General features: G+C 52.1%; 7 protein-coding genes and 1 pseudogene. 6 read left to right on the forward strand and 2 right to left on the reverse strand.

From position 1 onward, the window contains the following. Window positions 1-90 precede the first annotated feature (90 nt). The 4 genes from AC50YL_RS33755 (at window position 91) to AC50YL_RS33770 (ending at window position 10881) form a co-directional block, all read left to right on the forward strand. Window positions 91-8802 (forward strand): immunoglobulin-like domain-containing protein, encoded by an 8712-nt coding sequence (locus AC50YL_RS33755; RefSeq protein ID WP_494837766.1) that lies wholly within the window; start codon window positions 91-93, stop codon window positions 8800-8802. 190 nt (window positions 8803-8992) lie between these two features. Then, entirely contained in the window at window positions 8993-9475 is a 483-nt protein-coding gene (locus AC50YL_RS33760) for a DUF6526 family protein (RefSeq protein WP_494837767.1), read from the forward strand. Between the two features lie 354 nt (window positions 9476-9829). Beyond that, window positions 9830-10249, forward strand: a complete 420-nt coding sequence (locus AC50YL_RS33765; protein ID WP_494837768.1) for a DoxX family protein — start codon at window positions 9830-9832, stop codon at window positions 10247-10249. A 164-nt stretch (window positions 10250-10413) separates the two neighbouring features. Further along, entirely contained in the window at window positions 10414-10881 is a 468-nt protein-coding gene (locus AC50YL_RS33770; RefSeq protein ID WP_494837769.1) for a hypothetical protein, read from the forward strand. Window positions 10882-11043: 162 nt separating this feature from the next. On the opposite strand, the pseudogene AC50YL_RS33775 reads toward AC50YL_RS33770, so the two are convergent. After that, window positions 11044-11225: pseudogene (locus AC50YL_RS33775) on the reverse strand (transposase); the annotation flags it as partial. Between AC50YL_RS33775 and AC50YL_RS33780 the strand changes: the two are divergent. Both AC50YL_RS33780 and AC50YL_RS33785 read left to right on the forward strand, forming a co-directional pair. Next, a complete protein-coding gene (locus AC50YL_RS33780; protein ID WP_494837770.1) occupies window positions 11223-12341 on the forward strand; it encodes a serine/threonine protein kinase in 1119 nt (372 codons plus the stop codon). The pseudogene AC50YL_RS33775 and the gene AC50YL_RS33780 sit on opposite strands and share 3 nt — an antisense overlap. A 499-nt stretch (window positions 12342-12840) precedes the next feature. Continuing rightward, window positions 12841-13521, forward strand: coding sequence for a serine/threonine protein kinase (locus AC50YL_RS33785; RefSeq protein ID WP_494837845.1), 681 nt, complete (start codon window positions 12841-12843; stop codon window positions 13519-13521). 257 nt (window positions 13522-13778) lie between these two features. Here the strand turns inward: AC50YL_RS33785 and hxlR are convergent, their stop codons facing one another. Beyond that, window positions 13779-14147 (reverse strand): transcriptional activator HxlR, encoded by a 369-nt coding sequence (gene hxlR / locus AC50YL_RS33790; protein ID WP_494837771.1) that lies wholly within the window; start codon window positions 14145-14147, stop codon window positions 13779-13781. Window positions 14148-14348: the final 201 nt, after the last annotated feature.

Here is a 14348-nt window from a genome sequence, read left to right on the forward strand (position 1 = left end):
TGATGCGACAGCGAACGTAGACTGATCGAACGTTACGGTAATTCGTTGCTCTTCCGATGCACTTGCCCTTTCTCTAAGAGTCATTACGATATGGGAGGAAAGTTAAAGATGATAAAAAGACGGTTATTAGCATCCTTGCTTGTGACAGCGATGCTGCTTACTTTGCTTTCTCCGACTAGGATAGTCCGTGCGGCAGGAGGGGATACCCCTGACGTATTTCCTCTGACCGTAAACGCAGGTACAGATGGCAATACGGCGACATACGCCGATACGCCGGACGGACAGAAGGCGTGGAGTTTGAACACCGGAACCTCAAAGAACGGGGGGCCTTGGGATAACCTCTTCACGCCGAGCGTGGCGTCTTCCGGCGAATTATCCGATTATAGAAACGGCTACTTCGCATTCGAGACGTACATTCCCAATGCGAGCTTCAAAAACATGCAAGGGAATAACTGGCTCGTCATCGTAAGCAACAGTAATCCCGCCGACGACAAATTCAACACCGATTCTCGTCTCCAGCTAGATTTAAGCGGAATCGCTAATGCTGCAGTGGGCACATGGGCAACGGTCTATGCGAAGTTATCGTCGTCAAGTACCGTAGCCGGGAATTTCAATGACGCCTGGCTAGACCAAGTAACCAGGCTGGCCATGCATCTGCAATGGGATACCAGCGTCCCTAAGACCGACGTTCTCATCAAAAACCCGCGTTTCCAAAAAAGCGCGTTAGGCACCGAGTTGTCATCGTCAACGGTTCCCGCACTTGACGTGACTACAAAAACAGTAACGGCGAACGCACCGGCTAACGGGCAAGCCGTGGAATTCGCAATAAGCGAAGACGGGGTCGCTCCCGCATCCGGTTGGGTGGATGGCGTTCAAGACGGTGATGCATATACGTATCAATTCGCCGAATTACCTTCAGCAGACACCTACTATGTATTCGCACGCGCGAAAGCAGACAACAGCTACAACTTCAGCGGTGCCTCCACAAGAATTACGGTAACGTCTATCGACGAGCAAACATTGGTAGACGGGGCTGCGGCGTCTCTGACGTGGGATACCATCAAAGGGAATAACGCTTCGGAAAATGATGTAAAATCGCAGCTTAGTCTTCCGACCTCGATAGGCACAACTCACGTAGCATGGTCTTCGGACAATGCGGCAATCAGCAACAGCGGAATCGTAGATCGTTTATTTAATAGCGGAGTAGACAAAACCGTCCTACTCGCGGCGACAATAACGAAGGGCAATGCAAGTGCTGCGAAAGCCTTTACGTTGACGGTAAAAGCGATGAAGGCGGAGGCCAACGCACAGGTTGCGACGTATTTCCCTAATGCAAACGAGGGGACGAACGCAACGACGCCGGACGGAAACGCGGCATTCAAGCTTGGCGCCGGACGGATAGGCGCGGGCGCTGAACGGATGTGGGATGCCCGCTTCATCAATAGCAGCGGCAATCAAAATTTATTAGCTTACGCGAATCAGTATTTCGTATTCGATATGTATGTTACGAGCGAGGATCTTTTGAAATTGAATGGTAACAACTGGCTTGCGATGGCGGCTGGCGGCAACAACGTGGATACCAATTCGCGTCTTAACCTGAATGTGAATGAAATCGAGCATGGAACCGCTAATGGATGGACGACCGTATATGCACAATTATCAGCAGCAAATTCTCCGAATGGTTTCAATCCCGTAAACTTGGACACGGTTCAGGCAGCCAGATTGCAAATGCAATGGCCGACTGTCCCCCAAGGCGACATCTATATGAAGAACCCGCGCTTCCAGAGCACCGCGGATTCGCCAAGACCGATTCCCGCAGCTGTCGAGACAACCGACAATATTGCGGTATCGTCGGCAGCGCCGTCGAACGGTCAGGCTGTGCAGTTCGCGATCAACACCACCGGTAACACGCCTGCAGACGGCGATTGGACGACGGGTACGCTTGATGCGGGCGTTTATTCTGCGACGTTTACAAAACCTGAAGGCAGCACCTATTATACTTTCGCGCGCACGGCTCAAAATTCGCAATATCCGTTCGCAGGAACGCATACAAGAGTCAAATCGGAGCATCTCACCGATACCCAAGCCATTGCGGACGCAGCAGCCAGTCTGACATGGGATACAATCAAGAATGCCAATACGAATCAATCCGAAGTCAGGACGGCATTGGCTCTTCCGACAACGGGGGCGCACGATACGGCTATCGCATGGTCGGCTGCACCGACAGGCATCATCGATCCTGCAACGGGCAGCGTGACTCGCGACCCTGACGAGGACATATCCGTAACGCTTACGGCGACCATAACCAAAGGCAGCGGAACGCCTGTTCAAGTACCTTTCAGTTTGACAGTGGCCAATTCATCAAATGAGCTTGCCGAAGTGTTCATCGACTTCAACGATCCTGCCACATTTACGCTATCCGGCGACAATTCGAAACTGAAAGGCGACGGTCTGGACATTAGCCTGAGCGGCGACAGCAGCCCGGTGCAAAGAGTGACGCAGAACGGTACCGGCGCCGTGAAGGTTGGCGACTTCATGTACGTCATTGTAAACGACCCTCGACTTAAGCAAGTCAACAAGGTCGAATTAGCGGTCGAATACTGGAGACCCAGCGCAACCGGCGGTATTGCATTGCACTATAACACGATCTATCCCGGCAGCTTTTCCGGATATGATGCGTATCGATCGGCGAGCATCCCGGCAACGGGGAGCGGCAACAATTGGGTGACTTCAAAAGTTGTGCTGAACGGAGCTAATTTTGCGATCGGCTTACAAAATCAAGGCGCGCACTTCCGTTTCGCTACAGCCGGAGCCATTATTAAGAGCATACGAATTACTGAAGTCCCTCCAACGGATGCAGAAGCCGTTCAGCTTGCTTCGGACGCACTGACTTGGGACGCGATCAAAGGCGCGAATACCAGACAAGATCTGGTTGAAACAGACTTGACGCTTGCGAAGACAGGTTCGACGGGAACCAGCATCGCGTGGACATCTTCCAATGACGCGGTCATCGATCACGACACCGGCGCAGTCGTGCGTCCGGCAGCCAACACGACCGCGACCCTGACGGCGACAATAAGCAAAGCTGCGGCTGCACCTGTCGTGAAAACATTTCCGATCGTCGTTCGCGGAACAGGTGCCGGAACCGACGAGGATGCAGTAAATAACATGATTGCCAAACTGACATGGGATTTGATCAAAGGCGTCAATGCTTCTACGGAAAATGTAGCGACGAACTTAGTTCTTCCGTCGATGGGCGAGAATATGACGGACATTGCATGGACGACATCCAACGCGGCCCTCATTACCGCCGCAGGCGTGATCCCGACCAACCGTCCGGACGACGGAGGTCCCGTAACGCTTACGGCAACGGTCAAAAGAGGCCCGGTTGCCGCTCCTGTCACCCAGACGAAAACCTTTGCGTTGACCGTTCCGGACAGATACGCTTACGAAAGCTACATGAGAACGGCAATCGCACAGGTAAACGACGCGAAGGATTGGGCGATCTCCGACTTTAACGTACTCGCTTACGGCGCGAAATCAGAAGAGATGGCCAAGGCGGAAGGCTTGGATCAATTCGATAACAGAGAGGCTTTCCAAGCGGCGATTAACGCGGCGTACAATGACGGCGGAGGCGTCGTCTATATTCCGGCGGGCACCTATGCGTTCCGTACGGAAACCACCGGCACCGTAAGCGTTAAGAGCTCGACCGGCAATACGACCTACGAATATAAACAAGTTTTGAATTTGCGGGCAGGCGTACAGCTCCGCGGCGAATGGGATAACCCGGATGCGGCCGGTTACGACGGTAAAACCGACGGAACCATTCTCGCCGTATACGCCGGCAAGGGCAGCGCCAATTATGACACGTATGTGGACTCCGATGAGAGAGAAAATCAGACGGGCGGCAAAAAAGTAGCCAACGTGTCCGATCGATTCGTCGACATGGAGCAGGGCACGGGCGTATCCAACCTTTCCGTCTGGTATCCCGAGCAGGATCTGACTGCCGAAACCGAGGTTGAAGTGAGGGACGAAGACGGTCAGAAGACGGGGGAAACGGAGACCATCAAGGGCATTCCGTATCCGTGGACGTTCTTCCAGCGAACAGGAAACAGCGCAACGCTCGATAACGTTACGCTCGTAAACGCTTGGGGAGGCTTCATCTCCCTGCCGAGCGAAATGCATTACGTGCTGAACAGCAAGATAACGGCGCTCTACAAGGGCATCGTGGTTCACACCTGCACGGACATCGGACGGATCGAGAACGTTGACATCGACCCGAAATACTGGGCGAATTCCGGACTTGAAGGCGCACCGTCCCTAGCGGACACGAGAGCGTACACCAGAGCGAACGCGATCGGATTCATGATGCACCGTTCAGACTGGGAATACGTATCGGGGCTGAACATTTCCGGGTATAAGACGGGGATGTGGGTCGGAAGAGAACCGGGCGGCGACGAATCTCCGAATGCGCAATTCTACGGATTGAACATCGAAGACAGTCAAACGGGTCTCTATATTGACAACGCCAACGGTTTTGGCCTGTTGATCTCGAACTCGGAATTCGGAGGCGACACAGCCGTCTATTTCAACGAGCGGTTCGAAACTTCCGTTCAATTCAACGGCGTTGAATTCAAAGGTCCGATCGTAAGCAACGCCAGAGGCGGCGTCATATCCTTCGAGGACAGCACGTTCGACGAATCCGGCGAGTACGCGCTGAATTTCCTTAACCGAGGCAATGCATTAATCAGCCAGAGCAACTTCAAGCAGGCTGACAAACATGCAACCCTAGGCGCTGATTTCGGAACGTTCAAATCGGTAAATTCCGGCTATAACCTGAACATCAAGAGCGCTGACCTTGCCGATCACATCAATAACCTTAAACTTGACGTCAAGGCTGACAGCAATAAAACCACGGTACAGATCGTGAATGATGCGGGGTATCTATTCGAACCGATTCCGAAGGACGTCAAAACGAATATCGACGTACAACCTAGACCGGCATCGAACGCAGTACTGAGACTCGACCTTCCGCGCTCGTTGACAGCCGACGCGCCGACCGTGGACATTTCCGCCCAATTGCAGGACGCGCTTGACTATGTGAAGGCCAATCACGGCGGCGGCACGGTATATCTACCGGGGGGAAGGTATCGACTGGATCATCCAATCATCGTTCCCGAGAGCGTCGAACTCCGAGGAACATGGGATGTACAGCACCATACGGCAGGCGGCGGCACGGCGATATTCACCACCTACGCCGGCGGCGACCAGGGAGAAAACGGTGCCTCTCTGATCCAGCTTAAGGCACACGCAGGTCTAAGAGGACTTAACATTACGCAAGCGAATATAACCAGCGTTAACCTTGATAACCCCGATCAAACGCTGAAAACGCCGTTTTTGGTGCAGGGACAGGGTGCAGGCGTTTATGCAATCAACTTAACGATCCCGATCGGGGATAAAGGCATCGACCTTGCTTCTTATAAAACCGACGGTCACTATGTGGATTATTTAGGCGGTACGCTCTTGAGAGCCGGCATCTGGGTCGGAGGAGGCTCGGAGGGCGGATTCATCCGAAATATGCAGCTTAATCCGCATTACTCCCTGAGACTTCCAGGAGGTCAAGGGTATACGGCGCCTTCCGGCGATGTGTACGGATTCGTGCAACGCTACCTTAGCGCGCTCAAGTTCTCGGACGTGGAAGACGAGACGATCTTCAACAACTTCGTGTACGGATCGGTCTACGGCATACACTTCCTGAAGAGAGACCTCGGGAACGGCGAATTCGCCTATCCGGGAAAATTGACGATTATCGGTCATGGCTCGGACGGATGCGCGTACTCGTTGTATGTAGAAGACGCGGACGAGAACACCAAAATCATCGCGATCAACTCGGAATTGGTGAACACGAACATCGCGACGGAGCCGGAAAGAGCGTATGTCAAAATGGGCGATGTCCCGAATACCGCGAAAATCGACCCCAACGCCGAACTTGTCCTTTACAACAGCGCGTTCTGGGGAAGCCCGAGCCTTGCAGGAGCGTTAGTCAATAACGGAATCGTTCGGTTCCAGCAAGCCAACTTCACTCAGCTGCCCGGCAACAATCCGGGTATCGACGTATTCGGCGGTAAAGCGCATGTATACTCTTCTTACTTCCAGCCGACAAAGAACGGCCAGAACAATAATGTGTATGCCCTGCTGCGCGAGACCGGCACGTCGATCGAACTTAGCAACAATTATTACGCATCCGGATTGAGGAACAGCACCCCGGCCGGCAACCCGTACGGCATTTACGGCTCGGATTTATTGGCGGAACCGTTCGTATTCGGTCTTGTCCAAGAAGGTGCGAAGAAGCAATTCGGCTTTAAGTATAATGTCGGAGGAAAAGCTTCCGCTCCAGGGATGCTGACACTCGTTGCTCCGACGTCTTATGCCGAAGGGTTTACGCCGATCAAGTTCGACTCGCTTGCGGCAGGCGAATCCGTAACCGTGGATGTACCGGATTATGTTGCAGGCTTGATCACCTTCGAGCTTCGTCTTGACGATGGCCATGTCTATACGTATACGGCTAATTTGGATGAAGCTTATGCAGAGAAGGCAAGCGCTGCCGGTTCGGAAAATCCGGCGAAAAGCGCTGCAACGCCGGCGTTTGCGATGGATTCCAAAGGTTACGTGACGATGGGATCTTGGGATGGGCCGCAAGACCTCAGCGCTGAATCGCATTTCGCTTGGGACGACGGCAATTTATACGCGTACATTGTCGTGACGGATGACGTGCACTTCAATAGCCAAAACGGCGGCAACATCTGGAAAGAAGATAACTTGCAGTTGGGTATTGATTTAAACAATCCTGCATCCGACAGCAATACGCGCAATGAGCTCGGATTCACGCTCAACAACGACAACGACGTGATTACCTATGCTTGGACGCGTCCATCGGGCGCCAATGCGCCGGCGGCCCCGATCACGGATATCGCGGCCGATATTACGAGAGACGAAGCGTCAAAAACGACGATTTACGATTTGAAAATTCCGTTTGACACGCTGCTGAAAGATCCTGCATCGAAGCTCGCGAACGGAAGAATCGGCGTATCCGTCATGTTCAACGAATCTGACGGCTCGAGTCAATCCGACGGCGGCAGAACCACCTTTGAAGTGGAAAGCGGACAATTAAAGAATTCGACTTTATTTACGGATTTGGTTCTGTTTGGCGCAGGCGAATACAATGAACGGCTTGAAACCTCGGCAAGAGCTGCCGTTGCAAAGGCGGTCGCGTCCGAGTCCGCTGCGGATATCGCGATGGCTCGCAACTTTGTCACGATAATGGCAGACGGCGAGGCGAAGACGGAGCTGCTAAACCGTATCGATGCGATCGCCCCCGCGGCTTATACCGTCACATTCAAGGACTGGGATGGAACGGTCCTGAAGACGGAAACGGTGAAGCGCGGGGAACATGCAACCGCGCCGTCGCAGCCGGCACGGACAGGGTACACGTTCGTAGGATGGAGCGTCGACTTCACGAATGTGACGTCGGATATGACCGTTACGGCGAAGTATGATGCCGTGCCGGTAACGCCGAGCAATCCAGGGAGCGTTTATGTACCGCCATCTACGAAAACGGATGTGGATAGCAACGGAAACGTAACGGTGAGCTCGACGCCAACGTTGAATAACTCGTCCAATCTTGCGCAAACCACGTTGTCTCAAAACGAGATCGACCATGCATTTGGACTGGCGGCTGACAAGTCTGCGCGGATTAAAGTGATTGTATCCGAGATTGAGCATGCGAAAGGCTATGCATTAGGGCTTCCGACCTCATGGTTCAAGGAGGACTCCGGCAGATCGATCGTTATCGAAACTCCGTTAGGCTCCGTTGTCGTGTCGAGCGCGATGCTGGACGAAGCGCTATTGCAGGGCGCCGGACAGACCGTAACCATCGTTGTTCGCCAAGCGGATAAGAGCGGATGGAGTCAACCGCTTATCGATGAGATTGGCAATCATCCGGTATTGGATCTGTCGATCTTGATGGACAACAAGGTAGTAGCTTGGAGCAATAGCGAAGCGCCGGTTACAGTCAGCGTACCGTATACGCCGACAGCATCGGAGAAGCAAAATCTCGATCAGCTTGTTGTCTGGTACGTAGACGGTCAAGGCGACGTAACGCCTGTTGCTAACGGCAGATATGACAGCGCAACGGGTCGACTTGTGTTCCAAACGTCGCACTTTAGCCAGTATGCCGTCGTATATGCAGCGCCAAAATTCAGCGACTTGGGTCGAGCAGCGTGGGCAGCCAAGGAAATCGAAGCGTTGGCCGCTAGAGGCATAGTCGAGGGTGCGTCGGCAACGACCTTCAATCCGAAGGCTGCAATCAGCAGAGGGGAATTCCTCGCCCAATTGATCAGACTTCTTGAGCTGGATGCTGCATTCACGGACAGCTTTGCCGATGTTCCGACAAGCTCGCCCTATTACCAAGAGCTTGGAATCGGCCGCGCGCTTGGCATTGTTGAAGGCGTTGGCGGGAATGCGTTCTTGCCCGATACGGAGATCAGCAGAGAAGATATGGCCGTAATCATTAAGCGTGCGCTTGATCAAAAGCCGAGCAAGCTGCCGCAAGTGTCGTCCAAGTCAATCGACGAATTCAAGGACGGCGCGAAGATAGCATCCTATGCAAGAGATGGTTTGGCCTATCTGCTTAGCGTCGGTTTAGTTCAAGGAAACGGGGACAACACCTTGAATCCGAAGGGCAGCCTGACTCGCGCAGAAGCAGCGACGATCTTGTATCGAATTTATACGCACCGACAATAAGGAACACGAAGGAATGTATAGAAGAAGCCAGAGGTCGCCCCCTGGCTTCTTCTCTTGCTGCGTTCAGGCAGAATAATGTGGCAAACAATATCAAAAAAATAGTTGACTAATTGCCCAATTGAAGACAGGTTATGGGTATGGATGGCATATAAACAAATGATGGAAAATCTAAAAAGGGAGACGATTAGCTATGATGGAGGACGTAAAAAATATTGTTACTCCGAGCACGGAGACACAAGGGTACAAAGAGAACAGAATCGGATTTCGGCGTTGGGACTGGTCCTACCACTTTGTGGCAGCTCCGCTGGCGATTGTCGTGCTCGTATTTTCGACCATAGAGCTTTTCCGAGGCCTGGGCCAGAGGGAACTATCAAGCTTAGATTGGCTTCTTTTCATACTAGCGATATGTCTTGTCTTCGCGGTTGCATGCATCCGGCGATACGCGACGAAGACGCAAGACCGATTGATTCGGATTGAGGAGAACTTCCGTCATTACCGGCTGACCGGACGATCGCTGGACCAGCGAATTTCGATATCCCAGATTATCGCCTTGCGTTACGCCGGCGATGATGAATTTCCAGCCCTGTGCGAACGGGCGGCGACCGAAGGAATGAGTCCTTCAACCATCCGTTCCGCAGTTATGAACTGGCGCCCCGACACAATGCGGATTTAATCCCATCCCAACAGAGCACATCCTGCATGCTAAAATTATACCTGCTTTTACGGAGAACGTTAGTTGAATCAGCATATAGAAACGGCAGCCAACATCGTCGCTGCCGTTTTCGCATGCCTGACAGGATGAAAACCCAAAGCCGCTCGGCAGGAGATTGCGATCGATTCCGCGAAACCGGTATGCCGCATTCGAAGGGAAACGGAGGAGAAGTACCGACTCGAGAACCGATTTTTTTACATCCGTCGTTCTGACTGTCGATCGCGGCATTTCTTATTCGTTGTATAGGTGTAAGCGATTTTAAAACGGGTGGAACGATTTGGCCATGTAGGCGCCCGTCATCCATGAGGAGGATAAATGATGATGAATATCGAACGGGAAAAACAGTTGAACTTAGAGACAGATGTATCCGGCGGCCGGTTATGGACGGCAAGGATCATGAACTGGATTGTCATTTTGTTCATGCTATTCGATGGAATCGGGAAAATCGCCGGGCTAAATTCCGCTGTAGAAGGTACGCTGGCGCTCGGGTTTACGGAGCGGCATATGACGGCAATGGGCATTTTGGGATTGATTTCGGCCCTACTATGCGGCATTCCTCGTACATCGTTCATTGGCGGGCTGTTGTTGACAGGATATCTGGGCGGAGCGGTGGCGGCTCAAATTAGAGTGGATGCCCCGCTTTTTACGAATATTCTCTTTCCGGTCTACGTCGCGATTTTGTTTTGGGGCGCGTTCTGGCTGCGGGACGAGAGATTGCGCAGACGCCTGTCGTAAGTAAAACGACCGTGCGTTGCATGAGATCGCATTGTCCAGAGACGGAACAAAACTAGCCCTTAAGCAAGTGATCAGATGTCGGGTGACAATTTGTAGCCCTAATTTAGAAACGAAGTGCGTCAATAATCGTTATATAGAATAAATTAAGATACGGAGGTGTTCTGATGGATTTGCTGAAAGGCATTGGAAAGCTGGCGGGCGATTTCACAGGCCGAGTACTTGGAGGTACTGTGCGTGTTGCCGGGGAACTTGTTCGTAGCGATTACATTAAAGAGATCGGTAATGACGTGGAAAGAGTGACGGCAAAGACAGGTGAACTAGCAGGCCAAGCAGCGAGCGGTGTATGGGATGTAGGCGCCGGTTTAATAACGGCGGATAAGCAGCAGGCGAAGACAGGATTCGATGATCTTGGAGATGCGGTCAATACTACTGTCAGAGGTGCTGGTCAAGGAATCGAATACGTGGTCGCTAGCGGAAAAGATGTTGTGACAGGCATTAAGGAGAACGATAAGCAGTTGATTAAAGATGGTGTCAAGAATCTTGGTAGAGCTGCTGCAGTATCAATAGTTGCTGTCGGCGTAATCGATATCGTTGATGGTCCGGACGCAATGGATACGTCGGAGACAGCCTAATAACCTAAATCTTTAAATGTCAGAGGACAAGAACATATAGGCATAAGAAGCCGCGAATTACGCGGTTTTTTAATTTTTAAGGATACAACTTCTTGTCGCATTTCAGGCATCGTTCCAAGCAAAAGCGCGAGACACTACAAGGCATCCAAAACTTGTTGGCAGAAGCTTCCTGGAGCCATGCTTCGTGATTTATTTATTGTTGCTGTACACTTGCCAGAAGAAAAAACACTTGGATCAATACCGGCAAAAGCCACCAGTTTCTTCGCGTGATCAAACCGATCGATTTCCCCGATTTCAGCTAAAATTGTTGCCGCAATCTTAGTACCAATGCCGGGTATCGATTGCGGGAGAGCGGAGAGAAGGCGACGGCGATCATTGCGGACGACGACAGAGCGGCCTTCAACGCCATGAAGGCGGTTAAGGATTTGGGCCTCCGCATTCCCGAGGATCTTTCCCTGTTCGTCATTTGCGGCGATCTATCGATGATGCGTCAAACAGTGCCGCCGCTGACCGGAATGGACCTGCAGCTGAATTTTCCTGTTACAGGGGAAATTCGGCTTGTTGTACTTCTATCCGCAACCTGCGTTCCGCCGCTACGTATTGCTTTGTGTGAAGGAGGCACGGCAAACGTGTTGGGAACCTTTAAGGGCTTCTATGAAGCTTGGATCGACCGTCCGAAATGGGCAGGGAAGCTGCTTCACGGAGGCAAATATCGGATTTGCCGTTTTCTCGGGATGGGAAGCTACGGGTTGACCTACTTGTGTCAAGATGTGGAATCGGGTGAGGAGATTGCTGTCAAGCAAGCCCGACCAAGCAAGGGGCAATTGGGCCGGGAGCTCCTGCGCCGCGAGATTGAGATTATGGGTCAGCTGAGGCATCCGGCCATTCCGGGCTGCCTGTCATCATTCGTCCATAACAGGCGTCTGTACATGGTGACCGAATACGTGAAGGGACGGACTGTGGAAGATTTGATTTTTGAGAAGGGAGCGGTCTTCCGGGAAAGCGAGGCGCTTGCCTTCATTCGCAGATTGATGGATATTGTGTGCTTCCTTCACGGGAAAGGAATTGTTCATCTGGACATCCGGATTCCCAACGTCATGCTGCAGGGAGAACAGATCCGCCTCATTGATTTCGGTCTGGCCTCGAGCTTGTCGGAACCGTCCCGCGTGGAGACTGGAGCGGATGAGGAAACAAGGCTGAGAAGGACCGCTGACGTGACGAGCGATCTGTACGCCATTGGCCATTTTTTGCTTTTTATGCTGTATTCCGCCTATGAACCGGACGAACCGGACGCGGATTCTGCGGCCGGATGGGAGGAGGAGCTCAGCATATCGGCAAAGACGAAGCGGATGATCCGTAAGCTGCTCCAAATCGATCAGCCCTATGCGGATGCACAAGCATTTGTACGGGAATTGGATGAGCTGCCGATGATACATGAGGAAACGGCCTCGTCGCCGTGAAACTTATACATTCCCAAAGGAAAAAAGCCGCTTAGCGCGGCTTTGCATCAGGAACTGGATCTTTTATATCTGTTTTTGTAATAGTCTTGACCTTGATTTTTGTGTCCGTAACCAGCATGTTGGCCGGATGAGTAGGAGCGGCCGCCATGGCGGTTCGTTCCACTGCTGCCGTTATAGTGTTGGTTGTGTCTGGAATGCTGAACGGAACCAAAGATTTTACGAAGCAAACGCCTGAGCATTTCTCATTCCTCCTTTGGTTTTTGTGAAATATAGCAAAGTATAAGCTTCTCTCTACTTTGCCTATATCTTCTTGAAGTGAGGAAACTTGCTTCGGCAGTCAAAGGACGGCGTAAATCGTTTCTTACGATGCCGCCAGAGGACGGCGAAGCCGTTTCTTCTTACACTTTACGAAATCAAAGACGAGTGGTTTCGAAAGCATACGCCCAAAATGGACGATGACCTTCAACCGCTGCATATATTCAAGGGGGTAATCCTTAAGATGAGTCCGAATTGGATGATGGCGGATGAACCGCTCCAATGTATGACGGTGACCGGAAGCAAGCGGAATGATATGGTTGTCATTTCCGGTTATTCGGAAGGCCTTCACTGCATTGGGGTAGGGACGGATGCGGCAGTGTTCACGTATGAGCCTGTCCCGGGGTTTGCATATAAAGTGTACTCGGATCTGGCGCTTGGGAAGAAAGCGACCGAGAGGCGTGTATACGAACGGCTTGAAGGGATTCGCTATTTTCCCCGCTATTACGGGGAGGGCCGAAACTACCTGGTAATCAGCCATGAACCGGGCGTCACGCTGCAGGATTGTCTGCTGCAGGGCATTCCGGTACCGGAGCAAGTTATTCTGGATGTGGAGGCGGCCCGCGCGGAAGTGCGCCGCCGTGGCTTGAATCCGCGCGACATTCACTTGAAAAATGTGATCCTGCAGAACGGGCGCGGTAAAGTGCTGGACGTATCCGAATATGCAGTGGAGGGTGACGACAAGCGCTGGGAGCACCTGGTATGGGCGTACCGCGTCTGTTATTCGGGCTTTGAAGGCAAGAAAGTTCCGGCCTGGCTGCTTGATGTTATCAAGAACGGATACGGCAGACTGGATCAGGCGAACCTTAGTCTTGACGATTTCGCACACCGAATCAGCCAACTGTTCTCGAAATTTCTGAAATAAGTGCGGGAAAATACAGCGCCTCTAGATTTACCCCTCTTTCTTACCTCGCTTAGTTTCTATTCGTTCTGTTAAAACACAAATGACCCGCAAGAGGGGCACTTTTTTCAAAGTGTCCCTCTTACGGGTCACAGTTCACGATGCGACAGCCTTTTTTTTGAGATTTAGCGGAAATACGAGTGCGGGAGCCAATCCGAGACTGTTCCCGAGCAAAAGAAAAAGCCCTTCGACTTCCCGGCAGGGAGCGAAAGAGCCGGGAATTACAACGAGAATTGTCCTTTAATCTTGACTTTATCCTTGGCGACGGTTTCCATATAGTGCTTACCCCAGTTGTACATGGCCTCGAGAATCGGCATCAGGCTCGCACCGAGCTCCGTCAAGGAGTATTCCACTTTGGGCGGTACGACGGGATAGACCGCGCGGTGTACGATGAGATCGTCCTCCAGTTCCCGAAGCTGGCTGACAAGCATGCGCTGCGTAATCTCGGGGATCAGCGCCTTCAACTCGCCGAACCGTTTGGTGCCTTCTTTGCCGAGATGCCAGAGAATGAGCGTTTTCCATTTGCCTCCGATGATAGACAGCGTCAGCTCTTTCTCGCAGTTGAACGTTTTCTCGCACAGGTGACCCATGACAACACCTCCGCCCTCATTATAGCGCTTAGTATACTTTTAGGCACTATGTAAGAACAAAGTGCGTGCTACCCTTATCCTGCATAACAGGATATACTCGGCTTGGAAGTTATATCCATTGATTATCGGGAGGTGTTTCGGAGCTTTATCAAGCTGACGGCAACAGCACGTTTGGTTCACGAACCGCACAAACCGAAATCT

It is taken from the genome of Paenibacillus sp. J22P277 (assembly GCF_059383675.1).

Coding starts and splice junctions, on each gene's coding strand:
- AC50YL_RS33755 (WP_494837766.1), top strand. CDS start 91: ATGGGAGGAAAGTTAAAGATGATAAAAAGACGGTTATTAGCATCCTTG.
- hxlR (WP_494837771.1), bottom strand. CDS start 14,147: ATGGGTCACCTGTGCGAGAAAACGTTCAACTGCGAGAAAGAGCTGACG.
- AC50YL_RS33760 (WP_494837767.1), top strand. CDS start 8,993: ATGATGGAGGACGTAAAAAATATTGTTACTCCGAGCACGGAGACACAA.
- AC50YL_RS33765 (WP_494837768.1), top strand. CDS start 9,830: ATGATGATGAATATCGAACGGGAAAAACAGTTGAACTTAGAGACAGAT.
- AC50YL_RS33770 (WP_494837769.1), top strand. CDS start 10,414: ATGGATTTGCTGAAAGGCATTGGAAAGCTGGCGGGCGATTTCACAGGC.
- AC50YL_RS33785 (WP_494837845.1), top strand. CDS start 12,841: ATGAGTCCGAATTGGATGATGGCGGATGAACCGCTCCAATGTATGACG.